General features: G+C 59.0%; 24 protein-coding genes and 1 tRNA gene. 10 read left to right on the top strand and 15 right to left on the bottom strand.

Features of this window, described 5'->3' with window-relative positions; genetic code table 11:
• Positions 1-6 precede the first annotated feature (6 nt).
• The 3 genes from QZ383_RS11765 to QZ383_RS11755 are packed head-to-tail and all read right to left on the bottom strand — an operon-like array spanning position 7 to position 2938.
• Positions 7-1251, bottom strand: coding sequence for an amidohydrolase family protein (locus tag QZ383_RS11765; RefSeq protein WP_291445657.1), 1245 nt, complete (start codon positions 1249-1251; stop codon positions 7-9).
• Between the two features lie 13 nt (positions 1252-1264).
• Positions 1265-2131: a YitT family protein gene (locus QZ383_RS11760; protein WP_291445655.1), complete on the bottom strand. Its 867-nt coding sequence runs from the start codon at positions 2129-2131 to the stop codon at positions 1265-1267.
• Positions 2132-2140: 9 nt separating this feature from the next.
• Positions 2141-2938, bottom strand: a complete 798-nt coding sequence (locus QZ383_RS11755; RefSeq protein ID WP_291445653.1) for a sulfite exporter TauE/SafE family protein — start codon at positions 2936-2938, stop codon at positions 2141-2143.
• A gap of 301 nt (positions 2939-3239) precedes the next feature.
• Between QZ383_RS11755 and QZ383_RS11750 the strand changes: the two genes are divergently transcribed.
• The 8 genes from QZ383_RS11750 (at position 3240) to QZ383_RS11715 (ending at position 10602) form a co-directional block, all read left to right on the top strand.
• Positions 3240-4196 (top strand): aspartate carbamoyltransferase catalytic subunit, encoded by a 957-nt coding sequence (locus tag QZ383_RS11750; protein WP_291445651.1) that lies wholly within the window; start codon positions 3240-3242, stop codon positions 4194-4196.
• Positions 4193-5452, top strand: coding sequence for a dihydroorotase (locus QZ383_RS11745; protein ID WP_291445650.1), 1260 nt, complete (start codon positions 4193-4195; stop codon positions 5450-5452). The genes QZ383_RS11750 and QZ383_RS11745 overlap by 4 nt, the downstream gene beginning before the upstream one ends.
• Before the next feature lie 30 nt (positions 5453-5482).
• Positions 5483-6943 carry an NAD-dependent succinate-semialdehyde dehydrogenase gene (locus tag QZ383_RS11740; RefSeq protein ID WP_291445648.1) on the top strand — a complete coding sequence of 487 codons (1461 nt, stop codon included), beginning with the start codon at positions 5483-5485 and terminating at the stop codon, positions 6941-6943.
• Positions 6944-6965: 22 nt separating this feature from the next.
• On the top strand, positions 6966-7865 hold the full coding sequence (gene amrB / locus QZ383_RS11735; RefSeq protein ID WP_291445646.1) for an AmmeMemoRadiSam system protein B: 900 nt from the start codon (positions 6966-6968) through the stop codon (positions 7863-7865).
• Between the two features lie 288 nt (positions 7866-8153).
• Positions 8154-8480 (top strand): hypothetical protein, encoded by a 327-nt coding sequence (locus QZ383_RS11730; RefSeq protein WP_291445644.1) that lies wholly within the window; start codon positions 8154-8156, stop codon positions 8478-8480.
• Positions 8473-9267, top strand: a complete 795-nt coding sequence (locus tag QZ383_RS11725; RefSeq protein WP_209818789.1) for an ABC transporter ATP-binding protein — start codon at positions 8473-8475, stop codon at positions 9265-9267. The genes QZ383_RS11730 and QZ383_RS11725 overlap by 8 nt, the downstream gene beginning before the upstream one ends.
• Positions 9264-10427, top strand: a complete 1164-nt coding sequence (locus QZ383_RS11720; protein ID WP_233483769.1) for a SufD family Fe-S cluster assembly protein — start codon at positions 9264-9266, stop codon at positions 10425-10427. The genes QZ383_RS11725 and QZ383_RS11720 overlap by 4 nt, the downstream gene beginning before the upstream one ends.
• A 99-nt stretch (positions 10428-10526) precedes the next feature.
• Positions 10527-10602: transfer RNA gene (locus tag QZ383_RS11715), tRNA-Ile, on the top strand.
• 274 nt (positions 10603-10876) lie between these two features.
• On the opposite strand, the gene QZ383_RS14510 is transcribed toward QZ383_RS11715, so the two are convergent.
• From QZ383_RS14510 to QZ383_RS11695, 5 genes are all read right to left on the bottom strand, one after another.
• Complete coding sequence (locus tag QZ383_RS14510) at positions 10877-11020, bottom strand: universal stress protein (RefSeq protein WP_365861919.1); 144 nt, start codon at positions 11018-11020, stop codon at positions 10877-10879.
• A gap of 313 nt (positions 11021-11333) precedes the next feature.
• Entirely contained in the window at positions 11334-12878 is a 1545-nt protein-coding gene (locus tag QZ383_RS11710; RefSeq protein ID WP_291445640.1) for a DHA2 family efflux MFS transporter permease subunit, read from the bottom strand.
• 24 nt (positions 12879-12902) lie between these two features.
• Positions 12903-14078 (bottom strand): HlyD family efflux transporter periplasmic adaptor subunit, encoded by a 1176-nt coding sequence (locus QZ383_RS11705; protein ID WP_291445638.1) that lies wholly within the window; start codon positions 14076-14078, stop codon positions 12903-12905.
• An 11-nt stretch (positions 14079-14089) separates the two neighbouring features.
• The gene (locus QZ383_RS11700; protein ID WP_291445636.1) at positions 14090-15526 is read right to left on the bottom strand and encodes an efflux transporter outer membrane subunit; all 1437 of its coding nucleotides are present in this window, start codon (positions 15524-15526) and stop codon (positions 14090-14092) included.
• Positions 15527-15595: 69 nt separating this feature from the next.
• The gene (locus tag QZ383_RS11695) at positions 15596-16054 is read right to left on the bottom strand and encodes a MarR family transcriptional regulator (protein WP_192112432.1); all 459 of its coding nucleotides are present in this window, start codon (positions 16052-16054) and stop codon (positions 15596-15598) included.
• A gap of 581 nt (positions 16055-16635) precedes the next feature.
• Between QZ383_RS11695 and glp the strand changes: the two genes are divergently transcribed.
• Complete coding sequence (gene glp, locus QZ383_RS11690) at positions 16636-17919, top strand: gephyrin-like molybdotransferase Glp (protein ID WP_291445634.1); 1284 nt, start codon at positions 16636-16638, stop codon at positions 17917-17919.
• Positions 17920-17958: 39 nt separating this feature from the next.
• Complete coding sequence (locus QZ383_RS11685; protein ID WP_291445632.1) at positions 17959-19917, top strand: molybdopterin biosynthesis protein; 1959 nt, start codon at positions 17959-17961, stop codon at positions 19915-19917.
• Between the two features lie 16 nt (positions 19918-19933).
• Here QZ383_RS11685 and QZ383_RS11680 read toward each other — a convergent pair whose 3' ends face one another.
• From QZ383_RS11680 to QZ383_RS11650, 7 genes are all read right to left on the bottom strand, one after another.
• Positions 19934-20809 carry a ThiF family adenylyltransferase gene (locus tag QZ383_RS11680; RefSeq protein ID WP_291445630.1) on the bottom strand — a complete coding sequence of 292 codons (876 nt, stop codon included), beginning with the start codon at positions 20807-20809 and terminating at the stop codon, positions 19934-19936.
• An 11-nt stretch (positions 20810-20820) separates the two neighbouring features.
• On the bottom strand, positions 20821-21060 hold the full coding sequence (locus QZ383_RS11675) for a MoaD/ThiS family protein (protein WP_291445629.1): 240 nt from the start codon (positions 21058-21060) through the stop codon (positions 20821-20823).
• Between the two features lie 153 nt (positions 21061-21213).
• A complete protein-coding gene (locus QZ383_RS11670; RefSeq protein ID WP_291445627.1) occupies positions 21214-22962 on the bottom strand; it encodes an aldehyde ferredoxin oxidoreductase C-terminal domain-containing protein in 1749 nt (582 codons plus the stop codon).
• Positions 22963-23168: 206 nt separating this feature from the next.
• Complete coding sequence (locus tag QZ383_RS11665) at positions 23169-23822, bottom strand: ABC transporter ATP-binding protein (protein ID WP_291445625.1); 654 nt, start codon at positions 23820-23822, stop codon at positions 23169-23171.
• Positions 23819-24514, bottom strand: a complete 696-nt coding sequence (locus QZ383_RS11660; RefSeq protein WP_192112425.1) for an ABC transporter permease — start codon at positions 24512-24514, stop codon at positions 23819-23821. Before QZ383_RS11660 ends, QZ383_RS11665 begins: the two co-directional genes overlap by 4 nt.
• Before the next feature lie 101 nt (positions 24515-24615).
• Entirely contained in the window at positions 24616-25443 is an 828-nt protein-coding gene (locus QZ383_RS11655) for a substrate-binding domain-containing protein (RefSeq protein ID WP_291445623.1), read from the bottom strand.
• 169 nt (positions 25444-25612) lie between these two features.
• The gene (locus QZ383_RS11650) at positions 25613-26620 is read right to left on the bottom strand and encodes a TOBE domain-containing protein (protein ID WP_291445622.1); all 1008 of its coding nucleotides are present in this window, start codon (positions 26618-26620) and stop codon (positions 25613-25615) included.
• Positions 26621-26835 lie beyond the last annotated feature (215 nt).

Raw genomic sequence — 26835 nt, 5'->3', positions numbered from 1 at the left:
AGATGGCTAGTAGGTCAGGTTTTCTGGCAACACACAAAAATCCGCAGGCCCGCCCTTTTCCAGCCGCCCGGCCCCACAGCCCAGCAGATTCAGGGCGGCAGCGCCGTTTACCGTCAGCATGCGCACCAGAGCTTCCGGTGGCACGTCCATTGTTTCGCGCAGCCACACCGCCTCCTTGCGCACGTCCAGATCGCGGTTGGAGGTCAGCCCATCCGTGCCAAGGCACAGCAGCGCACCGCTTTCCATGAGTTCGCGCACGGGCGGCACCCCTACGCCAAGATTGCGGTTCGAGCGCGGGCACAGGCACAGGGCCGCGCCGCTGGCTGCCAGCACCTCCACTTCCTGCGCGTCAAGCTGCACGCCGTGCACGGCGAGGGTACCGGGGCCGAGCAGGCCCAGCTTCACCGCATAGGCCAGCGGGCGCAGACCCGGCGCAGTCCAGTCTGGCGGCAGCACAACCCCGGCGTACAGATCGCGCAAAGGCCCGCTGCCCGATGTGAGCAGCTGGGTTTCTTCGGGCGATTCCGCAAGGTGGAAGGAAAAAACTCGCCCCATGCGGGAGCAATCCTGCCGCGCGGCGCTGAGGATTTCCGGCCCGGTGGAATACAGGGCATGCCCGCCGGGAGCGCAACGGGCCATGAGAAAGGGATCATCAGCCAGAGCCTGACGGCAACGCGGCGGCCAGGGGCGTTCACCATCGGCAAAGGGCGCGCCAAAGCCAAACCATTCGCAAAAATGGCTTGCTGTCAGCCCCGCCTCATTGCAGGCCGTGTCGGCCAGAACCGTGCCGCCGGGCAGGGAGCCAGTGATGTTTCCCACGTACAGCGTGCCGTACAGGGCCAGTGCGGCGCAGGCGCTTTCCACGGCATCCGCCTGCGGGGCAGAGCCAAGTAGGGGGATGAGGCTTTGCAGCCAGGCGGTGAAACCGCGTCCCCAGCGGGTTTTCTCCGCCAGATGCGAAAGTTCCAGATGCGTGTGCGCGTTGACGCAGGCAGGGGCAAGGCAGACCGCGCCCACATCCCGCACCAGCGTGCCCGCGGGCAGTTTTGCCTGCGACCACGTCAGAACATCCTCCACCAACCCGCCGCGCACCAGCAGCACGCCGTTGTCGATCTTTTTCAACGGGGCAAAGAGGCGGGCGGCCCGTGCAGGGCCTTCGCCGCCAAGGGTCAGAATGCTTTTGGCCCTGATGGCCAGCAAGGCCTCCGACGGCTCGTCAGATTCAGGAGATTCCGTGGCTTCCGTGTTCATGGGGCCTCCGCCGTCAACGGCTTCTGCGGGCAAACTGCCCACCGGACACATAAAACGTATTTTCCACAATGAACAGGGCGCGCGGATCAATGCTGAACACCAGATTCTCGAGCCGCTTGAGCGCAACATTGTTGGTGACTGTGAGCAGGATTTCCCGATCCGAGCCGGAATAGGCCCCCTTGCCCCGCATAAGCGTAGCACCAAAGCGTTCCGTCACCAGAATGGCCTCGCTGATTTCTTCACCGTGGTCAGAAATAATCATCACAAGCTTGCGGCGATTGAACAGACCCAGCACATACTCCAGCGTACTGGCCGAAATGAACATCATCAGCATGGAAGCCACAATGAGGTCCAGCGCCATGTGCGAGGCCGCCGTAAGAAACAGCAGGGAATTGAACAAAAAATTGAATTGCCCGATGGGCACGCTCCAGCGTTCCTTGAGCAGCACGGCAACCACATCCGTACCGCCGCTGCTGCCCAGCGTGCGCAGCATGATGCCGCAGGCTGCGCCGTGCAGCACCCCGCCCACCACGGTGGCATACACTTCGTTGGTAATGGGGATTTCAAAGGTGATGAAAAAACTGAACAACGTGGTGCAAAAGGTACCGTAGGCCGTATAGAGCAAAAAACGTTTGCCCACGCCAAACCAGCCCAATGCGTACACAGGAACGCACAGCAGAGCATACCAGACCAGCGGCGTGAGCGTGCCTGTCCAGTAATTGACCAGCAGGCCCACGCCCATGACTCCCCCGGAAAGGAAGCCATGAGGCGCGGCCACGCTCTGAATGCATATGGCCATAAGAACCGACCCCAGCGTAAGCCAGAGCAGGTTCCAGACCACCGATTCGGCCAGAGCCTTGTTGTACGACTGAAGCTTCATGGGTCTACGTTACACCAGGCCCCAGATCATCTTCAAGGCCACAAGGATCAAAAAACAGGCAAAACCTTTCTTGAGCTTGCTGGCAGGCAAGGCATGCGAAAGCTTTGCGCCAAGCGGGGCGGTCATAAAGCTGGCTGTGGCAATGCCCAGCAGCGCCCACAGGTTCACAAAGCCAAGTGACATGGCGGGCAGATCGGGCCTGCCCCAGCCGCCCACAATAAAGCCCAGCGTACCCGCCACGGCAATGGGAAAACCAATGGCCGCCGAGGTGCCCACGGCATGGTGCAGCGGCACGTTGCAAAAGGTCATGAACGGCACGGAAAGCGTACCGCCGCCGATACCCACAAAGCTCGACACAAGGCCGATGACGCCGCCCACACCAGCGGTTCCCATCTTGCCGGGCAGATCGCGGCTGGCCGGGGGCCGGTAGTTGGAGAGCATCTGCGCCGACACAAAGAGGATAAAGCAGATAAAAAATATCTTCAGGAACATGGTGGGCATATGGGTGGCAATAAGACCGCCGAAGAACGTGCCCACAAGAATGCCGGGGGTAATGGCCTTGAAAATATCCCAGTGCACGGCGCCACGGGCATTATGCGCCCGCGCGCTGGAGATGGAAGTGATCATGATGCTGGCAAGCGATGTGCCGAGCGCCATCTGCTGCACATACTGGGCGGGAACTCCCACAGTGGGGAAAATGGCAACCATCAGGGGCACCAGAACAATACCGCCGCCGACACCCAAAAGCCCGGCCAGAACACCGGCCACAGCCCCGCACAAGACGTAGGCCACAAGAGACACAAGCATGTGGTTCTCCTCGCTGAAGATACTTACAGCCGCGCCGCAAAACGTCTGCATCGGTGCGCGGTACGCCCTACAACTAGACAATGCCCCTGCAAGCGTCAACCGACTTTTTGCTTTACAAAGCGCCCAAGCGCGCCTACATTTGCTACTTATGAAGACCAACGCCCGTTTGCGCAATTTCCTATGGCAGGGCAAGCACAGCGCCCCCGGCCTCCCTGATTTTTTTCGCATTTGCAGGCGTTTTTCGTATTCCCCCGTTGTATAGCAACGGGGATTTTTTTTGACCTTTTTACCACGCAACGTCATGAATACCGACAATCGCTACCACTGGCCCCACAAAGACCTGCTGGACGTCACCCAACTGAGCGCGGAAGACACCCTGCACCTGCTGGACCTGGCCGCCAGCTTTCAGGAAATCAACAGCCGTCCGATCAAGAAGGTGCCAACCCTCAAGGGCAAGACCGTTGTGCTGTTTTTCGTGGAAAACAGCACCCGCACCAAGACGTCCTTTGACGTGGCGGGCAAACGCCTTTCTGCCGACACCTATTCCCTGGCAAAATCAGGCTCGAGCCTGAACAAGGGCGAAAGCCTGAAGGATACGGGCCTCACCCTTCAGGCCATGGGGCCGGATGTCATTGTCATCCGCCACCCCAGCAGCGGCGCGGCGCGCTTTCTTGCGGAGCTGCTGCCCTGCGGCATCGTCAACGGCGGCGATGGCTGGCATGCCCACCCCACCCAAGCCCTGCTCGACTGCTACAGCCTGCGGCAGGCGTGGCAAAACCGCTTTGCCGGGCGCACCCTGCTGATTCTGGGCGATATTGCCCACAGCCGCGTGGCCCGTTCAAACATGCACCTGCTCACCATGCTGGGCGTCAAGGTGCGCTTGTGCGCCCCGCGCACCCTGCTGCCTGCCGGTGTGGATCACTGGCCCGTGGAAATCTATACGGAGCTGGACAAAGCAGTGCGCGATGTGGACGCAGTCATGTGCCTGCGCCTGCAGCTTGAGCGCCAGCAGGCGGGCCTCTTGCCCGACCTTGCGGAATATTCCCGCCGTTTCTGCCTTGGCTCCAGCCAGCTGGCCCTTGCCGCGCCCGAGGCCAAGGTTTTGCATCCCGGCCCCATGAACCGTGGGCTTGAAATTTCCAATGACATAGCAGACGCCCCCGCGAGCCTGGTGCTGAATCAGGTGGCCGCAGGCGTCGCCACGCGCATGGCCGTGCTCTATCTGCTGGCCACGCGCAACGATGGAGTACGCGCATGAGCCTCTTGATAAAAAACGCACGCCACCTTGAAGCCCCGGTAGACCTGCTGGTGCGGCACGGCAAAATTGTCACCATGACCCCGGCAGGCCACCATACCTACGACAGCCGCGAAGTTTTTGACGCCAAAGGCCTTGTGCTCATGCCCAGTTGCATCGACGCCCACGTGCACCTGCGCGAACCGGGCTTTGAATACAAGGAAGACATCGCCTCCGGCCTCGAGGCCGCCGCGCGGGGCGGCTTTGGCGCGGTGATGTGCATGGCCAACACCAAGCCCGTCAACGACACGGCCAGCATTACGCGCGCCATGCTCGACAGCGCCCGCAAAAGCCACCCCAATGGCCCGCGCCTCCACCCCATTGCCGCCGCCACCGTGGGCCTCAAGGGCGAGGAAATGGCCCCCCTCGCGGAACTCAAGGAAGCGGGCTGCGTGGCTGTTTCCAACGATGGCCGCCCGCTGGAAAACGCGGAGCTTGTGCGGCGCATCATGGAATACGGCGCGGACCTCGATCTGGTGCTCATTGATCACTGCGAAGACCCGCATCTGGCTAAGGGCTGGCGCATGCACGAAGGCGTGACCAGCGGCCTGCTGGGCGTCAAAGGACAGCCCGCCGCTGGCGAGGCCAATCAGGCCATGCGAGACATCATGCTGGCGGAATATCTTGGCGTGCCCGTGCATATTGCCCATGTTTCCGCAGCGTTGACCGTTGACTGCATTGCCTGGGGCAAGGCGCGTGGCGTCAAGGTGACTGCCGAAACCTGCCCCCATTATCTGCTGCTGGATGAAACCGCCCTTGAGGGCTACAATACCCAGGCCAAGGTCAGCCCGCCCCTGCGCACCACCGCAGACCGCGAGGCCTTGCGCCGCGCCGTGAAAAACGGCACCATCGACATACTCGCCACAGACCACGCCCCACACGCCGCCCACGAAAAAGAAGGCACACTGGATGATGCCATGTGCGGCTTTACCGGGCTTGATCTGGCTATCAGCCTCACCTGGGGGCTGGTGGCCGAAGGCGTGCTGACAGAGGCCGATGTGCACCGGCTGTGGAGCCGCCGCCCGGCAGAAATTTTCAACCTGCCCTGCAACGGCTTTACCCCCGGCGATCCAGCAGATTTCTTCCTGCTTGACCCGGACGAAACATGGGTTCCCGGGCCGGAAAACCTCTACTCCAAAAGCTGCAACACGCCATTTCTGGGGCAGACCCTGCGCGGCAAGGTCAAGCACCACTGGATAGACGGCATGCAGCTGTTCTGATGCCCTGCGGGGATCATTACAGGGGGTTTTATGTACCGTATTCTGCACGATCAGGAGCTGTTCCGCAGCCAGTGCCTCATCAATGGGCACTGGCGCGATGCAGCCGACAAAAGCGTTATTGAAGTCATTAATCCCGCCAACGGCAAGCAGTTGGGCACCGTGCCAAACTGTGGCGAGGCCGAAACCCGCGAGGCCATTGAGGCCGCACAGGCGGCCTTTGCTGTGTGGAGCGCACGGACGCCTATGGAACGCGGCGTTCTGCTCCACGCGTGGGAACGCGCCATTGACGAAAACATTGAAGATCTCGCCCGCCTGCTCACCCTTGAGGAAGGCAAACCTCTGGCCGAGGCCAGAGCAGAGATCCTTCAGGGCGCATCCTACTTTCCCTGGTTTGCGGAGGAAGCCCGCCGCTTCAGCGGCGAGGTCACGCCCGTATACCGCCACGGGGTGCAGGCCCTCACCCGTCATGCTCCTGTGGGCGTGGCTGCGGCAATCACGCCGTGGAACTTCCCCATGTCCATGATCCCGCGCAAGGTGGCCCCTGCGCTGGCGGCGGGCTGCACCATGGTGGTCAAACCCGCCAGCGCCACGCCCTACAGCGCGCTGGCAATGGCGGAACTGGCCGTGCGGGTGGGCATCCCCGCCGGGGTTTTCAACGTTGTTACGGGCAGCGCCCGGCGCATCGGCAACGAGATCACCTCCAACCAGCTGGTACGCAAGCTCAGCTTTACCGGCTCAACGGCGGTGGGGCTGCAACTGGCAACCCAGTGCGGGCCTACGCTCAAGCGCATTTCCATGGAACTTGGCGGCAACGCGCCCTTTATTGTGTTTGACGATGCGGACATGGACAAGGCCGTGACCATGGCCATGGCCTGCAAGTTCCGCAATGCCGGGCAAACCTGCATCTGCGCCAACCGCTTTCTGGTGCAGAGCGGGGTGGCGGAGACCTTCGCCACCAATCTGCTCGACCACATCAGCGCCCTGCGCGTGGGCGACGGCCTCAAGCCGGAAACCGACATGGGCCCGCTTATCAATGCCGATGCCGTGACCCATACGGACGCTCTAGTAAAAGATGCCGTGGAAAAAGGCGCGCAACTACTGTTCGGCGGCAAGCCGCACAGCCTTGGCGGCAATTTTTACGAACCTACCCTGTTGTTGGGCCTGACCCCGCAGATGCGTATTTTCCGCGAAGAGATCTTCGGCCCGGTGGCTGCCGTCATGACTTTTGACGATGAGGAAGAAGCCATTTCCCTTGCCAACGATACGGAGTTCGGCCTGGCCTCATACATCTGCACACGCGATATGCCGCGCACCTGGCGGCTGTTCAACAAATTGCAGTACGGCATGGCCGGCTTCAACGATGCGGGCCTTGCTGCCGCCGAAACGCCCTTTGGCGGCGTGAAATTCAGCGGTATTGGCCGGGAAGGCAGCCGCGAAGGCCTCCAGGAATACATGGAAACCCACTACGCCCTGCTGGGCGGGCTGAACTGACGCGCCCGAAAGGAGTGTTCTTATGCCCGAACGTGAACCAGTCGCAGCCGGGCGTTTCTATCCTGCTTCGCCCGTTGAGCTGCAAAAGGAAATCAGGTCATACCTCACAGATGGTAAGGCCCTGTCGGCCAATGCGCCCATTGACGCCAAGCGCAAGGCCTCTGCAAGCCTGCGTGGCCTTATGCTTCCCCATGCTGGCTACGTTTACTGCGGCACGGTGCTTGGGGCCGCTCTCATGAGCCCCTGGAACAAAACCACAGCCGGAGCCAGCCTACCGGAACGGCTCATGATGCTCTGCCCCAACCACACGGGCAGAGGCGCACCCCTTGGCGTGTGGCCGGACGGCACGTGGCGCACCCCGCTAGGCAGCGTTGACGTGGATGCGGAACTGGCCGCCAGCCTGTGCGGCAAGGACGGTTTTGCGCCGGACCTGCATTCGCACCTTGGCGAGCATTCCATAGAAGTCCTGCTGCCTTTTCTGCAATGCGTACCACCGCAGGGGACGCCCGGCGCGACCCGCCGCATTACCCCTGTATGCGTGGGCACCATGCAGCACAAAATCTTGCAGGATGCTGGGCTTGCGCTGGCAGAGGTCATCCGCCAGTACGAGAACAAGGGAGAGCGGATCGGCATTATCGTCAGCTCCGACATGAACCATTACGAAGATCAGGAAACCACCATGCGCAAGGATGCCTTCGCCCTTTCGCAGGCCTTGGCCTGCGACCCGGAAGGTCTGCTCAGCATGGTGCAGCGTGAAAAAATCACCATGTGCGGGGCGGCCCCCATGGCCCTGGCCCTGTTTGCCGCCCGCGCTCTGGGCGAACCTTGGGCGGAACTGTGCCTGTACGACACATCGGCCACGGCCTCGGGCGATACCCGCAAGGTGGTGGGCTATGCCGCTCTGCGCTTTGGCCTAGCCTGAGGGCTTTGCATGACGCCCCGGCACTAATAATTCTTGCCCGGCGGGCAATCTGCTGCGCTGCAGCGGGGAACAAATCCCTGCTGCAGCGCAATGTTGCGTGATCTGCGTTGCGCATTTTTTACCATATCTGACATATGCCACATATCCGGCAAAGGCGCGCCATATCTCGCACAGCGCCGCCGCTCTTCGTCACGCTCCAATAAAGACAGGCATCTGAATGCGCCGCATCTCTGGACAGGGGATGGCAAGTTTGCCACTATGCGGCATCACAAAACCAAGGGGATTACCATGGAAGTGTGCATCGCTTATCTGCGTGGCAAACCGATCATGCTGGAGCTGCGGGACGGCATAGCCTATCTCGACAACGAGCCCCAGCCCATCAAATATCTCGATGAAGAAAAACTTCAGGAATTCAGCGATTCCATCCGGGCCATTCCGTACTCCGCTGATCCTGGTTATGAAGCGCTGGTCAATTCCAAACGCGCGAACTTTATTGTCAGCCTGATTGGCAGCGCCGTGGGCGAGGAATGCGTTTCCAGGCTGACCCATATTCTGGATCACGTGCATTACGATGTGCTGGAGTATCTGGGCGAAACCGGAGAAGAAGATGCTTGAAATCCGTGACCTGCATGTTTCGGTCAAGGGCACGCCCGTGCTTAAGGGCATTGATCTGCACATTAGCCCTGGCGAAACATTCATTCTTTTTGGCCCCAACGGCTCCGGCAAAACCACCCTGCTCATGACCCTCATGGGCTTTGCGGGGTATGAGGTCACGCAGGGCCAGATCATCTACAAGGGCACAGACATCACCCACGCGCCCATGTACGAACGTGCGCGCCTCGGCATCGGCATGTCGTTTCAGCGGCCCCCCACCATCCACGGCCTGCCCACGGGCAAGCTGGTGGAACTGTGCGGGCGCGGGCGCAAGATGGATATTGAGGACATGGCCCGCAAGGTGCATTTTGACCACTTTCTCAAGCGTGATGTGAACGCGGGCTTTTCCGGCGGCGAAATCAAGCGCTCCGAACTGCTGCAACTCATGGCCCAGAAGCCCGACCTGCTGCTCTTTGACGAGCCGGAATCCGGCGTTGACCTTGAGAATATGGCGCTTGTGGGTAAAACAGTGCGCTACCTGCTTGACGGCACGCCCGACCGATGTTGCGCCACGCTGCGGCAGCGCGAGAAGGTGCGCTCCACCAGCGGTCTTATCATCACCCACACCGGTCATATTCTTGAATACGTCAATGCCCACCGGGGGCAGGTCATGTATCAGGGCAAGCTGTGCTGCGAGGCGCGGCCCCGCGAAATTCTGGATCACATCGCTACCCACGGCTATCAGGAATGTCTGCGCTGCCTCACCGGCGACATGCTTGGCAAAATTGCGGAGGCGCCCCTTAAATGAGTTCTGTCAATCTTTCCCGCTTTCAGTTCAGCGGCGGCGAAAACGCCGCGCCCATTGAAAACCTCGCAGCCCTGCCCCGCGAGGATCAGGAACGTCTGGTGCTGGCTGGCATCGATGTGAACGACAGCACCGCAAGCGGTGCGTTCATGCAGCTCAACCACGCTGGCGTGCACTGCGAGACGCGCCATGAAGGCCTCGACCTCATGGATATCCGCACAGCGCTGAAAAAGTTCGACGGCCTGCCCCAGTATTTCTGGAAGCTGCTGAATCCTGAAAAGGACGAGTTCACGCGCATGGCGCAGGAGCACTGCAACGGCGGCTACTTTGTGCGGGCGCGCAAGGGCGTTAAAATTGCCCAGCCAGTGCAGTCCTGCATGTTCATCAAGGGGCACGGCGCGGGCCAGAGCATCCACAATATCGTGATTGTTGAAGAAGGCGCGGAGCTGCACATTCTTGGCGGCTGCGCCACTGCGCACGATGCCAACGATGCCGCCCATCTGGGCGTGACCGAATATTATGTGGAAAAAGGCGGCAAGCTGACCTTTACCATGATCCACAACTGGGGCAGCAGCACAACTGTGCGCCCCCGTTCCGCCGGGATTGTGGAAGCCGGGGGCGAGTTCCAGAACAACTATATTCTGCTCAAGCCCGTGGGCGACCTGCAAATGTACCCCACCATGACCCTGGCTGGATCCGGAGCCGTGGCCCGCTTCAATTCCGTTGTGGTGGCCCCCACCGGCTCCCATGTGGACTGCGGCAACCGCATTGACCTTGCGGCCCCCGATACGCGCGGCGAGATCATCTCGCGCGTTGTCACCACGGGCGGCACGGTCATCAACCGCGGCTTTATCGGCGCTTCCGCCGCACCCGCCAAGGGGCACCTTGAATGCAAGGGGCTGATTCTTGGCGGTGGGCGCATGCACGCCATCCCCGAGCTGGACAGCAACCAGGACGGCGTGGAGCTTTCGCACGAGGCAGCGGTGGGCAAGATCGCGCAGGAGGAAATTGAATACCTCATGGCGCGCGGTCTGGACGAAGACGAAGCCGCCGCCACCATTGTGCGGGGCTTTTTGAACGTGGACATCATGGGCCTGCCCGCCCCGCTGAAAAAGGCCATGGACGAGCAGATTTCCTTGCTGGAAGCGGGCAACGCCATGTAGCAGAGGGCAGGTTTGGCGGCGTGCCGAGGCTGCACGCCAAAACCACCCAATACGCGCACTTGACCGAAGCCAGCCTTGCAGCTATATTTCCCCTCCTTGGGGCCTATAGCTCAGTTGGTAGAGCCTCCGGCTCATAACCGGCCCGTCCCAGGTTCAAGTCCTGGTGGGCCCACCAAGAACTGTTCAGACAAAGACCGCCGAAGTTGCACAACTTCGGCGGTCTTTGCGTTTTGCGGCAAAACACGATTCTTTTACGTCCGTCCAGGTTCGTTGGCAGCCTCAAATTTATTTGGGTAACTTTGGGTGTAACAGCAAGTCACCCTAGATGCATTGCCCCCATGCTCCTCCACGGGGAGCTTCAACTTAATTCATTATGCCGCCGCCGGGCTGGACTACTCGAACGACATTGCCCAGACGGACCTTCCTCCACAGTAATAATCAAGACACGGTTACGTTGTAATCATTAATGGACAAGTTGCCGCGTCAAGCAAAACTTCGCAAGTGGATTGCTCCAGAAGCCTCATCCAGAAAGTACAATGGCGATGGCCCAAGACTATTGCGTCACAGTTCAATCTCTTCGCTTCGGATACGATAGTTTCTACCGAATAGCTCGTTGCGATGTGAAGTCAGCTCTGACGTTTTTATCTTGCAGCCATTTGACCACATCCTGGCCAGTTTGCTCTGCCAGAGACTTGATCGCATCTATGGTCAAATCTGTGGTCGCAGCCATACCAGAAGTGGTGGTTGGCAAGATACCCACCACGCAAGTAGGTGAATTATTGCATCGGCTGCTCCGTGGAGTAGCAATACGGCCAGATCCAACACTTATGGGTTTCTTCACCACCGTCAATGGCGGCCAGGATCGTCTTAAATTCCATAATAATCCCTCATTTTTTGGCAGGAATATCAATGAGCGCCGCCCGCATCGGTGGGAGCCGTGGCCCCCTGCCGGACCGGTCTTGACAACCAAACCAGTCCTAATAAGCCGATGAACATTGCGCCCGACAACCAAAACAGGTCAGTTGCCGACATGATGAAGCTCTGCTGCTCCAGCACTCTGTCCAGCATGCCGTAGACCTGCTGCGGTGCCAAATGTAGTGAGGCAGCGTGTTCGACAAACTGTGAGGTTTGTTGCGAATATGGGGTAATGCTCTCGGCCAGATAGGCGTGATGGCGGATGGCGCCATCTTCCCACAAAGTACCATAGAGCGAAGCCGCGAATGAGCCAGCCATAATACGGGTGAAGTTATAGAGGCCAGAAGCTGCCGGGATGCGATTTGGCTCAAGCCCCGACAATATCACCGTGGTGAGAGGGATAAAGAAGGTCGCCATAGCCAGGCCTTGAAGCACATGCGTGCCTGCTATGCTCCAAGGTGAAACGTCTGGACTGAAGGTCGAACGCCAGAAGCCACAAGCGGCGAAAACCATAAAGGCGACAGAAGCGTACAATCTGGGGTCGACCTTATGGATAGTTTTGCCGACAAGAGGCGACAGAATCAACGCAAGAATGCCCACAGGTGCTGTTACCAATCCCGCCCACGTTGCGGTGTAGCCCATTGTTCTCTGTAGCCACATGGGAATCAAGACCAGATTGCCAAAGAACACGGCGTAGCCGACGGTAATGGCAAGAGTGCCCGTGGTAAAATTGCGGCTTTTAAATAGAGACAGATCAACAATGGGGTGTTTTTCGGTCAGTTCCCAAATCAGAAAGAAAGCGAAGCCCACAAAGGCTATCACAGCCAATCCCACAATAAAGTTGGAACTGAACCAATCCTCGTCCTTGCCTTTGTCCAGCAGTATCTGCACAGCGCCTACCCAGATAATAAGCAGGGCTAACCCGATTTTATCAATGGGCAGCCTGCGTATTTCGCTTTCTCGCCCTTTCAGCGTAACCCAGGTCAACCAGGCTGAAACGAAGCCCACAGGAACATTGATATAAAAAATCCACGGCCAGGAAACATTATCGGTCAACCAGCCCCCCAGCATCGGCCCCATCACCGGAGCGATGACCGTGGTCATGGCCCAAAGGGCGATGGCCATGCCAGCCTTGGACTTGGGGTAGCATTGCAGCAGCAGCGCCTGCGACAGTGGGATCATCGGCCCTGCAACCAACCCTTGCAGAGCGCGAAACGCCAGAAGCATGCCAAGATTAGACGCAATACCGCACAGGAATGACGTCAGTACAAACAGAAGGACAGAGGCCAGAAATAGCCGTAACTGCCCGAACCTCATAAATAACCAACCGGTTAACGGCACTGAAATGGCATTGGCGACACCAAACGAGGTAATTACCCAGGTTCCCTGACTTGCGCTCACCCCAAGGTCGCCAGCGATGGTGGTCAGGGCAACATTGGCGATAGTAGTGTCCAAAACATTCATAAATGTGGCCAGTGACAGGGCCAAAGTCGCCAGAACGAGTCGATTACCCGATAACGGGGGGTGGGAGATCATAATATCGCCTCCATCCACATCACGCTACTGAGCCAGCCCGCTGTTTTGAACAGACAACTCGGAGATCAGGTGGTCAACATCCCGGTCCATATCCCCAAAAACAGCTGTTTCGGCCACAGTATCGGCCTGCTTGCCGGTTGACAGCTGCGGGCCGCTTTCGTCCTTGACCGTAACCTCAACCACCATCGACAGGCCGATGCGCAGGGGATGTGCCTTCAGTTCGGCAGGATCAAGCGCAATACGAACAGGCAGACGCTGAACTACCTTGATCCAGTTGCCGGTGGCGTTCTGCGCGGGCAGCAGCGAAAAAGCCGAGCCAGTACCAGCTGACAATCCCACCACCTTGCCGTGATACGTCACCGAGGAGCCGTAAAGATCGGCGATCAGGGTGGCTGGCTGGCCAATGCGCATGGCGCTCAGCTGGCCTTCTTTAAAATTTGCGTCCACCCACAGTTGCTCCAGCGGCACCACCGCCATCAGGGGCGTGCCAGGGGCAGTGCGCTGCCCCACCTGCACAGAACGCCGAGCCACCTGCCCCGAAACCGGGGCGGGAACCTGCGTTCTGCGCCAGGCCAGATAGGCCTCCCGCAGGCGGGCGGCAGCCATCTTGACGCGCGGGTGGTCAGCCAGTGTGGTGTTGTCCACCAGCACTCGATTGCCCTCCAATTGCTTGCGAACGTTATTCAACTGATCATTGGCAGTTTGTACGGCATCGCGGGCATGCTTCAGTTCTTCCGCCGAAACAGCACCGGTACCGGCCAGTTTCTGGCGGCGGGCCAAATCCTCTTGCAGACGGGACAAATTGGTTTCCTGTAATGAGACGGATGCAACCAAAGCACCCTCGTTGCTATAAAGGGCGCGCACCTCACGCAGGGTCTGCGAGAAAGTAGCCTTGGCCTGATCCAACGCCAGACGGGTATCAACATCGTCAATGCTGACAAGTGGCTGCCCGGCCTGAACATAGTCGGTATCATCGGCACGCACGGCAACCACTGTGCCAGTGATCTGCGGCGTGACCTGAATCACGTTGCCCGACACATACGCATCGTCGGTGGAGACATCATAGCGAGCCGAAACGAACCAATAGGCACCGTAAACAAAAGCCAAGACGACAAAGCTGGCAGCGGCCGCGCTCAGCAGAAATTTGCGTCTGGACGATGGAATCAACGATTGGGGAGAGACGGGAGTAGGAGTACTCATTGCGAAATTCCTTATGGATTGGTGACGGTCTGCTGCGGCACCACGCCGCCGCCAAGAGCATGAGTCAAGGCAACGACGATGGTGTACTGACGATTGTGCGAAATCGCTTCCCTGCGCTTCTGGTCGATCAGTTCGCCCTCGGCCGAAAGCACGGTGAGATAATTGCTGAGACCTTCGCGATAGCGCAACATCGCCAGACGATAAGCCTCGCTGAGATGCTGGACGGCCACTCGTTGTTCAGCCAGGGCCGTCTGGTTGCCCTTCCACGAAGTCAGCTGCCCCACCACATCCTGTAGGGCGGCCAGCACAGTGGCATTATACTGCTCCACCTGAATGTCCTGCTCGGCAGTGACCTGCCCCAGATTACTGCGCAGACGACCGGCATCAAAGATCGGCAAAGTGATCGCTGGCCCAGCACCATAAATGCGGCTGGAACCCCTGAAAAATTTGTCGAGGCCTATGGACTCAAAACCCAAGAAGGCGGTCAGGTTGATATTGGGATAAAATTGCGCCTTGGCGGCGTCGATACTGTACCCCGCCGCCTCGATCCGCCACCGTAGGGCCACGACGTCAGGCCGTCGTCCGATAAGCTCGGCAGGCATTTCACTGGGCAAACCGACAGGAGCCGACAAACGCAGGGACGGGCGAGCGATGCTTTCGCCCCGGTCAGGCGAAGCGCCGGTTAACACTGCCAGAGTCTGCTTCATCAGGGCAATGCGCTCTTGACTGGCGGAAATTTCAGCCTTGGTTGAGGCGATGGCGGCCTTTGCCTGACGGTTTTCGATGTCATTGCCGATTCCGGCTGAATTCAGTCTGGCTGCCAGCTGCTGGATTTCAGTCTTCTGGCGCAACAGATCGTGGTCAATGTCCAGCTGATCATACTCGCCAGCCAGGGCCACATAGGTCTTGGCAATGGCGCTGGTCAGCTCCAGCCGGGCGGCCTGGGTGTCCACCTCTGCGGCTTTGGCATTGCCCAGCGCCTGTCGATAGGCGGCCTCGTTACCGCCCCACAGGTCAAGGGTATAGGAACCGACCAGTTCGGCATTGTTTCTGGTTTTGATTTCTCCAGCCAAAGGAGCCGGATAAAGCCCGTTGTTGGTGAAGCGTTCGTCTGAGACCGAAGTTTTGGCACCCATCTGCGGAAAAAGCAGCGAACGGCTGATGCCGGCAATGGCTTCGGCCTTGCGCAGTCGGGCCTGTGCCAAACGCAAGGCCGGGCTGCCCTGCAAGGCCTCGCCCACCAGTTTGTTCAGTTGTTGATCATGAAAACCAACCCACCAGTCCTCAGCAGGCCACGGCTGCCCCTTGCCAGCATCGCGAATGCTCTGCTCGATGGCCAGAGTGGACGGATCTATGGCCTTGGCTTGCGGCTTGATGCCGCTCCAATTGGCACAACCAGATAACAAAACGACAAGAAGCGGTGTGACTTGCAGAAAGGTGACGCGCATGGGCTATCCTTACATGTTAATTGCTGTGGCAGTAACTGCTTAAGCAGCTAATATGGCAAAAAAATATAGCTACTCAGCGATTTTTAAATTGGCGACAATACGATCAAGGAAGCCCATCAACGTTTCAACTTCGTCGGAGGTAAAGCCCTTAAGACTCTGATTATGATTGCTTATAGCCACGGGCGTCAGCCGGGGATAGAGATCCTGCCCCTCCTTGGTCAGATGCAGGTTGACTACTCTACGGTCTTCAGAACTGCGTTCCCGGTAAATCAGACCGGCTTTCTCCAACCGGTCAAGCATGCGCGTCATTGAACCACTGTCATATTCGATTGCGCGGCATAGCTCGGCAGCAGTGCTTCCCACCTTGCTGCCAATGCGAATTAAAACAATCCATTGCGCAAAAGTAATGCCCAGGTCGGCCACCCGGCGGCCGCCCACTACTTTAATCGCGCTGGCGATGTCAATGATCGAGCGTAAGGGGTTGCGCTTGGGAGAGTAGTTATCGAACGTATAACGATGGTAAGACATAATTACCCCAATTCACAGTTACTGCTTGGGCATATACTGCTTAAGCAGCATAACGTCAAACAAATTTTCACTTTAGCGAGCGTTGCCGATCTCGCACTTATATACGCAACCCTACACGAATTGCGCAGACAGCTCTGTTGCGCCTGTGTCCATGATCTTTATAGACACGAGCACAAATCATAATTGTGCCTATTTGTTAATATATTAAGTCTGTTATGAACGATATTGAACTGTTCAGACAAAGTCCGCCGAAGTTGCACAACTTCGGCGGACTTTGCGTTTTACGGCTGAACAGGCTTCTTTAAATCTCCCCCAACGTTGCTGACTTCTGTTTTTTGGGGTGGGAATCAATGCCTCGGAAACAACAGGCTGCCTCAGGCGAGAACTTATTGCGAAATGTACCAAGGGCGTGCATCAGCAAGGGCAAGAGACACCAATCAATCACGGAATGATTGATGACCATTCACAGCCAGCTTTTGGGCTTTTGCCGTCCCTTGTGCAAATCGTATTGCCCTTTACCCCCGTTTGCGCCAATATTACCATAGATTTCATACCGTCGCGCACATGAACCGGAGGGCCGGGTGAAGCCTTTTTTGACCTTGCAATCAGTTGAATCGGTGCTTGAGCATATTCGGGCCTTTCCCCTATTGGGTGAAGAGCGCGTCCAGTTGGACGACGCCCTTGTTCGCAGCCTTGCCCAATGCTTTTCGGCAACAGAAGACCTGCCGGGATTTGACCGCTCCACCGTTGACGGTTTTGCCTGCCGCGCCCGCGATGTTTTTGGCGCGCAGGAGGGCAACCCTGCTCTGGTGGAATGCGTGGCCGACTGCCGCATGGGCGAGGTGCCAGGCATCAAGCTTGAAGAGGGACAGGCCGCGCGCATTCTCACCGGGGGCATGCTGCCGCAGGGCGCGGATTGCGTGGTGATGGTTGAATACTCCCGCCCGGCGGGAGGCAACCTCATTGAGATTACCCGCAGTCAGGCCCCGGGCGACAATGTTATTTTTCGCGATGATGACGCAACCGCAGAGTCTTTGCTGCTGCAAGCCGGGCACCGCCTGCGCCCTCAGGACATCGGCCTGCTGGCGGCATTTGGAGTGGTGGAGGTGGAGGTACGCCGCAAACCGCTGGTTGCCGTACTCTCTACGGGCGACGAGGTTGTTCCCAGTTCCGCGACCCCACCGCCGGGCAAAATCCGCGATATCAACGCCCACAGCATTGCAGCCCTCTGCCGCGAGGCTGGCGCGCAGCCAATGAGAGCCGGGATTGTCAACGATGACGCCGCCAAGCTCAAAGCAGCCGTGACCCAGCTCGCAGAAACACATGACGTGGTGGTGGTTTCCGGCGGCTCCTCAGCGGGCATGCGCGACCACACCGTGGAAATTTTTGAGTCTCTTCCCCAGGCCCAGCTGCTAGTGCACGGGGTCGCCATCAGCCCCGGCAAACCCTTTATTCTGGCCAGGGCCGTAGTCAACGGGCGCACAGTCTGCCTTGTGGGCCTGCCCGGTCACGTCACCAGCGCGCTTGTCTGCGCCCGCGTATTTCTTGCTCCCTTGCTAGAGCATCTTCAAGGCCATGCCGATTCCGCAAAACAGCCGCAGGTTCCCGCTGTGCTTGCACGTTCTGTAGCTTCCGCACAGGGCAGGCGCGACTATCTGCGCGTGAAACTGCGCCCCCTGCCCAGCCAGCTCCCCACGCGGGCGCAGTCAGACAAAGCCCTGCAACCGCTGTACGAGGCGGAACCCATCATGGGCGCATCGGGCCTTATCTCTGGCATTGCTGCGGCAGACGGCCTCATGGTCTGCCCTGAAAACCGCGAAGGCTACGATGCGGGCGATACCGTAATGGTGGAACTTTTTCGCTAGACCAGTACGCGTCTGGCACTTATTGCTGGGAGAATCATCTTGAAGCGCAACACCTATCTGACCCTGCTGCCCCCGGAAGAAGCCCGCGCCAGCTGGTTTTCATGCCTTGACGCCAAAACTTTCGCCCTTGGCGAAGAACGCATCCCTCTGGCGCAGGCCCTGCGCCGCGTGCTCAGCAGGCCCGTGGCGGCCCTGCGTTCATCCCCGGCCTTTCACGGTGCGGCAATGGACGGCATTGCCGTACATGCGGAGGATACCTTCACCGCCTCTGCCCGCACCCCCTTGCGGCTCAAACTCGGCGAGCAGGCCCACTGGATCAACACCGGTCACCCCTTGCCTCTGGGCTGCAATGCCGTGGTGATGATGGAGAACATCAATACCGAAACCGAAAAGGATCATCAGGGCGAATCGCAGTGGGCCGTTATAGAAAAAGCCGCCTTTCCCTGGCAGCACGTGCGCAAAATGGGTGAAGACATGGTGGCTACAGAGATCATCCTGCCGCCCGGCACGTGCATTGGTCCCTACGACCTTGGCGCGCTGGCGGCCGGCGGTGCGCTTGAAGTACCGGTATTCCGCCGCCCCCGCGTTTCCATCATCCCCAGCGGGTCTGAAATTGTTCCGCTGGTGGATGCACGAGATGAAGATCTGCGCGCAGGTCGTGTGCTGCCCGAATTCAATTCACTGATTTTTTCGGCCATGATTACGGAGGCCGGGGGCGAAGCCGCCACCCTGCCTGTGGTTCCTGACGACCCAGAGGCCATACGGGCCGCCATTGCCAACGCCATTGCAACTGCCGACATGGTCATTCTCAATGCCGGGTCTTCGGCTGGCAGCCACGACTTTACAGCCCATGTGCTCGGGCAGATGGGCACTGTGGTGACGCATGGCATTTCAGTCATGCCGGGCAAACCCACGGTGCTGGCGGTGGTCAACGGCAAACCTGTGGTGGGTGTACCCGGGTATCCGGTTTCTGCGGGCATATCCATGGAAGAATTTGTTCTGCCCCTGCTGGCCCTGTGGCAGAAACGCGCCATGAGCGAGCGGCAAAAGATCACGGCAGTACCCTGCAATCCCCTGCCCTCGCGCCCCGGCATGGAAGAACGGTTGCGGGTCAAACTGGGCTGCGTGGGCGATACGGTTGTGGCCGTGCCCCTGCCGCGCGGCGCAGGCACCATAACCAGCCTCAGCCGGGCCGATGGCATCATCCGCATTCCACGCGACAGCGAAGGCTGCAATGCGGGGGAACCTGTTACTGTCGAGCTGCTGCGCCCCGCCACGGCCCTGGCAGGCGCGCTGCTTGCCATTGGCAGTCACGACAACACACTTGACCTGCTGGACAGCATGCTGCGCAAGGCGCATCCGCAGTTCCGCCTCACCTCGGCCCATGTGGGTTCGCTGGGCGGCATCATGGCGCTCAAGCGCGGGCAGTGCCATCTGGCGGGCAGCCATCTGCTCGACCCGGCAAGCGGCGTATATAACCGCAAGGCCATTGAAGATAATCTGGAAGAACCCACCGTGCTGCTGCGTCTGGTGGACAGGGAACAGGGCATTCTGACCGCGCCCGGCAACCCCCTTGGCATCAGCAGCATTGAAGACCTCGCCAAGCCGGGGGTGCGCTTCATCAACCGCCAGCGCGGCAGCGGAACCCGCGTGCTGCTCGATTACCGCCTGAGTTGCCTTGGCATCGCGCCCACAAGTATCAGCGGCTACCGCGACGAGGAATACACCCACATGAACGTAGCTGCGGCGGTGCTTTCCGGCCGGGTGGATGCCGGCCTTGCCGTGCGGGCGGCAGCCAACGCGCTGGGCCTGCCATTCATACCCATTGGCGTTGAGGAATACGATCTGGTCATTCCCCGGCGCTTTTTTGATGGGGATGCGGTTCAGGCCCTGCTGGATGTTATCCGCAGCGAGGCCTTCCGCCAGACAGTGGAAGGCCTGGGCGGTTACGGCATGGAAAAAACCGGGCAGATTATCTGGGAATACGCCGGGAAATAGGGCGTGGAATGAACGGCTAGGCCTTGCCTGCCCAGTCAAAACGCTCCAGTTCCGGCACAGAGAGGTCGAGGTGGAACAGGGCGCTGCTGGCGGTGCGGCTCAAGATGGCCCGCAGAGCCAGCTTGGCCATAAGGCAGGCAACCGAAGCCGGGGCCAGCGCCCCAACGCCTTCGCGCCTTGCATGCTCAAGCTCGCTGTTGCTCTGCCCCTGCGGGTAAAGCTCCTCAAGCCGCGCCTGCGGGCCTGCGTTGGCGTAGCAAAAGCCTTCTTCGCGCAGTACGGAACCGTGAATGAAGACGACGCCGGCAGCAAGAGCTGCCCGCTCCAGGGCAGTTTTACCGCTGATGTTGTCCAGGCAGTCCAACGCCACGTCCATACCCGCCACAAGATCGGGCAGATTGCCCTCATCGGCCACTAATTCAAGGGCTTCTGTTTCCACATGGCTGGCAATATCCGCCAGCGCGTCGCGCACTACGCAGACCTTGCGCTGCCCCAGCACACGCTCGGAGCAGAACCGCTGGCGGTTGAGATTGCTCTCGTCAAACACATCGTTGTCCACCAGCCGGATGCTCCCCACGCCGGAGCGGGCCAGCAGTTCGGCCACATACCCCCCCAGACCGCCGCAACCCAGCACAAGCGCACGGCCTTGCAGCAGCCGCGTCATTTCCTCCGCTGTGACCAGCCCGAAATTCCGGCGAAACCGCTCCGGCCAAATGTTCTGCCCCAACAGGTAAATCATGGCCGCGCGTAATGTCAGAGCCTGGGATGCAGCCCAAAGGCGCAAGCCCTCAAGGCTCACAAACAGGGTTTCCTGCGTGTCGCCAGCAAATTTTGTCTGGTATTTTGCCCGAATATAGGGGCTGAAGAACTGATGCAGATCAGATTTTGTCATGGTCAACGGGCCTAGCCTCCTCCGACAGCCGGAAAATAGGCAATACGGTCTCCGTCGCGCATGAGATCGCTCACCTTCTGCTGGCGTCCGTTGACCATGACAATTTTTATGTCTTGCGGCGGCAAGCCCAGATGTTGCGCCAACTGGGCCACAGTGCTTCCTTCCGGCATTTCCACCTGCAGGCCTGTTTCCGGCACATAGCCCGGCACATAGTCACGCAGGGTGGTGCTCAGCTTAACGGTCAGTTTCATGGACGCTCCTTGACCTCGTGAGGTCTTGTCCAGTTATGCCCGCCCTGTCCGAAAACAGTCAAGCCAGCCGGGGCGCACGCCATGGCGCCGCCGTAAAACAAAATCTCTGGCCCCGCTCCGAACCAGCCGGAGCGGAGACCAATAAGGGCAACCCTACTTCTTTTCCTCAATCCAGTTGAAGACCGTCTTGAGTTCTTCGTGGGTGATATCGAAAGTGGTGTTATGCGGAGGCAGCTTTTCGTCAGTGAAGAAATCGGGCAGTACGTCCGCAGCCTGGGTAATGCCAGCACGGCGGTTGAAGTCGATTTCCGTGGAAAGAACGCGCTGGCCCAACGTTACAACGTCGTCGCCAGTGAGCTTCCAGCCAAACTTGGCATTGAGCATGTCCACAACGGCGGGCAGGGCGTCCGGCACGTCAAGGATGGCAAAGGCCGTGAACAGACACAGGCCCACGGAATCCACAGAGGCGGTAGCCACCTGGAGATTGCGTGAAAGCTCGATCTGCCCATCCTTCTTGAGGGGGTCAACCGTGCCGCCGCTGTTAAGGATGTTGGCCGTAACCGCGTAACCGGCGGTGTGGTCTGCGCCCATGGGCGAGGTGGCGTAGGTGACGCCCTGGCCCTTGACCGCACGGGGATCATATGCAGGCAGGCTCTGGCCCTTGACCGTGGGCACGCGCCGCACGCCAAACACCCGGCCCGTGGTGGCCGCGCCGCAACCAACAATACGGCCAAGCGGAGAGCCATCGCTGATGCCGTTCATGACATCAAGCACAGCCTTGGTATCCCCGTAAGGGATAGCTCCGCCAGCCATGGCAACGCCCACGGCAACGCCCACGTCGATGGTGTCAACGCCGATATCATCGCACATGTAGTCGTACTTGGAGATGGCATCAAGGTCACCAATGCCGGAGTGGGGGCCGAAGCACCACAGGGTTTCGTATTCGGGCCACTTGCTCTGGAACTTGCCCTTTTTGTCGGGCAAAATGCCGCTGCAACGGATCATGCAGCCGCTCATGCAGCCGTGGGCTACCTTGCCCTCGCCGCCGCGCTCCTTGGTGAGCTGGTTCAAAAGCTCGCCCGAAACAGCCTCATGCTTGTCAAACTGGCCAACAGTAAAGTTTGCGGTGGGCAGGCCGCCCGCCTCGTGCAGAATGTTGACGAGCACGGCGGTGCCGTATTCGGCAAGCCCCTTGCTGGTGATGGGGTGTTCGGAAAGCGCCGTGGCGAAGCGCTTGGAAGCCTCGCGAAAAGCCTTTTCATCAGTCAGAGGCTGGCTCTTGCCGCCTTCGGGATTCACAATGATGGCCTTGAGGCCCTTGGAACCCATTACCGCGCCGACGCCACCGCGCCCGGCATGGCGCATGGGGCGCAGTTCGCGGTCGGTGCAGGCGATGGAAGCCGCGGTGAGCTTGAATTCGCCCGCACGGCCAATGGTGATGTAGCTGCAATCCTTACCGTACTTTTCCACCAGCTTGGCAACAGCATCAAAGTTGTTCATTCCGGCCACTTCGGCGGGAATCAGCTTGGCGTGGTCTTTACTCACTTCAAGCTGCCACCACTCGCCTTCCTTGGCCATGTCTTCCACAATAACAGCCAGAATGCCCAAACGGGCCAGGTGACCGCCGGGCTGGCCGCCCGCGTTGGATTCCTTGATGCCTTCGGTCAGCGGGCTTTTGCAGCCCACGGAAATACGGTTGGCGTTGGGGCTGTTGGTGGCGCCCAGCAGACCGGGAGCAAAAACAAGCTTGTTGTGGGGGCCAATGGGCGTACAGGTGGGCGGCACCTCACGCGCAACGATGGTAGAAGTCAACGCACGGCCGCCAAGGCCAGCGTATTCTTGAGGGATTTCTTCAAAAACACAGGTCTTGGTTGCCATATTGACGCGCAAAAAACGGAACATGGAGCCTCCTTAAACAAGGCGCATATACGCCCGTTTGTGTTTATCCTTCGATACCATTGTGAGAAAAAAAAGTGCAAGCGGGTAAAAAAAATGTCTCGCTTTTCTCCTGTTAGGGGAAAAGTTGGGGAGGAAAAGGGAGTTTTTGTGCAATAGGGAGGAAAAGGAGAATTTGCTGTAAGCGGAAACCAGGATAATGCAGGCAGGATCTATAATGACGAAATGCGGGCGTCCATGTCCCACGCAGTGCCAAGCTTGATTTCACGGGCATCAATGGCACGCAGCAAGGCAGGATCGTGTGTGGCGCAGACAACAGTCATGCCTTCTGCCGTGCTGTTCCTTGCGGCCAGGGCAATAGCCCATGCGCTTGCGGCATCCACATTGGCTGTTGGCTCGTCAAGCAGCAGCACCCTCGGCCGCAGGGCCAGGCGCGATGCCAGGGCAACCCGCTGGCGTTCACCACCAGAGAGTTCGCGCGGGCCTCGATCCGCAAAATTCCAGGGATCGTCAAAACCTGCGGCCTGCATGCAGCATTCAAATGTCTGCCGCAGATCTGCCCCTTGGTGGCGGATTTTCAACCCAAGCACCACGTTATTGAAAACGCTCATGTGCAGCAGATAGGGATCCTGCAAAAGCAGGGTTGCCTCCTTGCGTCCCTCTGCACCACCGGCATAGCGCAGCTCGCCAGCAGCCGGGCGCTCCAGAAAGGCCAGCAGCCGCAACAAGGTTGATTTGCCGCAGCCATTGGGGCCGGTGAGGAATACGGCCTCACCCTCTTCAATAGCAAGGTGCTGCACATTGAGCGCTTCGCGCCCATTATAGCGCTGCACAAGATTGTGGGCTTCATACAACTTGCCGCTCATGCCCGCCCCCTGCGCCGGAAAAATGCAAGCGCCAGATTGACCACAAAGGCCATGAGCAACAGCACAAGGCCAAGGGCAATACCCTGGGCAAAATCGCCCTTGCTGGTTTCAAGGGCAATGGCCGTTGTCATGGTGCGGGTGGCGTAACGAATGTTGCCCCCAAGCATCATGGCCACGCCCACTTCTGTAATCACGCGGCCAAAGGCCGTAACGCACACCATGCCCACGGCGTAACGGCACTCCCACAGCGCGTACATGGCAAGCTGCCTGCTGTTGGCCCCCAGTGTAAGCAGGGTTTCGCGGCAACGGGGATCAAGGTCTTCAAGCGCCTGCGCTGTCCACGAAACCACTATGGGCAAGGCCAGCACCGCCTGCCCTATGGCCATGCCCGGCAGGGTAAACAGCAGACCGTATTCGCCGAGTGGGCCGCGCGCGGTAATAAAGGCGTAGACCAGCAGGCCGATCAGCACTGTGGGAAAGGCCAGCAAGGTATCTGAAATCAGCCGCAACGCCCTTTTACCGGGAAAGGAGCAATGCCCAAGCAGAAAACCCAGCGGCACCCCCAGCAGCAAGGCTGCCGCCATGGCATAGCAGGTAGACGCAATGGTTGCATAAATGGCCGAAAGCGTGGCCGCATCCATGTGCGTGAGCAGATACAAGGCACTGCTGAAGCCGTTGATAAGATAATCCATTGCTGCCGCTCGTTGCTGGTCAGAAAAGCATTCGCCCGAAGCCGGGGCACACCACCGGCCCCGGGCGAATGCGCATTACATGCCTGCGCTACCGGGGTGCGCTACTTGTTGGCATTGGGGAAGAAAAGCTGTTTCCCCTTGAGCATGTACCCGGCAATCTTTTGCTGGGTGGCCGGGGCAACCCACCAGTCTTCAAACTTCTTGGCCAGATCGGTCTTGACCTTGGGGCACTGGGCGGGATTGACCGTGATGACGCTGTACTGGTTGAACAGGGCCTTGTCGCCTTCAACCACGATAGCCAGCGGGTTTTTGTCGCCCATCTTGTCGGCAAAGGTGATCCAGGTTCCGCGGTCGGTGAGGGCATAGGCCTGCTTTTCGGCAGCCATGTTCAGGGTAGAGATCATGCCCTGCCCCGCAGAAAAATACTTGGGATCCTTGTCGGGCACAATGTTGCTCTGCTGCCACAACTTCTGCTCCGCCTTGTGCGTGCCGGACTGGTCGCCACGGCTCACAAAGCCCGATTTGGTATCCAGAATACGCTTGAGCGCCTCGGCAGTGGTCTGCCCTTTCACGCCAGCGGGGTCGGCCACAGGGCCAACGATCACAAAGTCATTGTACATGACCTGACGGCGGTCCACGCCATGCCCGGCCTTGACGAATTCAAGCTCAGCCGAAGGCGCATGCACCAGCAGCACATCAGCATCGCAATTTTTGGCTATTTCAAGGGCTTTGCCTGTGCCCACGGCTACCCACTTAAGCTCAATGCCGGTTTCCTGCTTGAAAACAGGCTCCAGATATTCGAGCAGGCCGGAATCCTGCGTGCTGGTGGTGGTTGCCATCATGAGAGTATCGGCGGCCAGAACCGGCGCGGCGCAGGCCATGTAGCCCGCAGCGCAGGCCAGGAGCAGAAAACGGGATAAACGGAACATGGATCAGACTCCTTTTGAAGAGGTAATCTTAAAAGACCAACTCTGTTCAGCGCGACATTAATCACGCTATCATGAAAAAGCGGGACATAAAAGATTGCCAAAGGAGGCGCAAATCAGGGCAGCACCAAACCGGCTTCATGCGGACCGCAGCCGATATCAGAAACAAAAACTACTCGGCCACCAGCCGAACGGCGCTGGAGGCAAAATGGGCATACACCTTTTTGCCGTCACGCAGATGCATGGTGTCCAGCGTGCATGTGTCTACCGTTGCCCGCAGGGTTGTGCCGTCTGGCAAACCAACGCAGACAAAGGTTTCCACCATGTCCGAGTGCAGACTGTCCACCACGCCCTTGACGCAGTTGGCAAGGCTCATGGACGATTTTTCAGGGCTCAGGACTATGCGCTCCGGGTCTACCCGCACGCTCAGCACCTGATTTTCGTGCACTTCGTGCAGGGTGGCTTCTTCCGGCGTGCAGGCCGCCGCAAGCCTGAAATCTGAAAAAGTGGTTATCTCCACATATACCTTGCGCATGCCGGTAAATATGCGGGTAACAATGCCCCAAAAAAGATTGGTTCCGTCATCGGCCTCGCCGCCGTGGCAGGCGCTTGCCGAGGCGTCTTTTCCCTGAGCCTGCGAGGTGAGCAGCTTGCGCGCCTCGCCGTCAGAAAAGTTCAGAAAGGCCAGCAGTTGGTCAGCATCCTGTTGCCCGAGGAATTTGAGTACCAACGGCATGGGCACATGCAGTTCCAGCAGCTCAAGCCCTCGTGAATAACGTATGGCGCGCGGCCCCACGCAGGCAGACGGCAGATCCATCAGGCTGCCCACTGCGTAAAATTTCTTGCGCAGAAAGCTCTGGTCAAACTGCAAAAAATCAGGCCCGGCCGCCTGCGGCAGACCAAGAATACGCCGGATATTGCGCATGGCGCTCACAGGCAGCAGAATTTCGCGCGCGTTGGAGCCAGAAACGCGCAGCATGCCCGTGACGGTGTCAATGGAGGAACGAGGTTCCAGCGCCAGCACTTCGCCCAGCCGCAAGCCGCCGTAGCGCATAAGCAGAAAAATCAGGTGCAGACGCGCACGCATGGTTTTTTGCGTTCGGGTTGCGGCCTCGGCCTCCCACTGTTCCCAGCACAGGGTCAGGCCTTCGAGTTGTTGGCGAGTCAGATGATTACGCATAATTTTTCTTGGAGCGAGAATAGCAGGTTGCACAGCCGCTGTCAGCTATGCCTTTTTATCCATCTATTCAGATTGTTATAAATCCCCTACCAGTTGGCGCATGCTGTGACTTTCAAGTGGCAGGTGGCATCGAGACAAGGAACGGGGCTACTTTTTTGAGACGAATTATGCTCCGAGAGCGTCCCTGTTGCATTTATTGGTTCGACAAAAGCCCC

The sequence above is a fragment of the Desulfovibrio sp. genome (assembly GCF_019422935.1).
Taxonomy (GTDB): Bacteria; Desulfobacterota; Desulfovibrionia; order Desulfovibrionales; family Desulfovibrionaceae; genus Desulfovibrio.
Note: the sequence above shows the minus strand (reverse complement) of the source record. Positions and strands in the feature narration are given on the sequence as shown.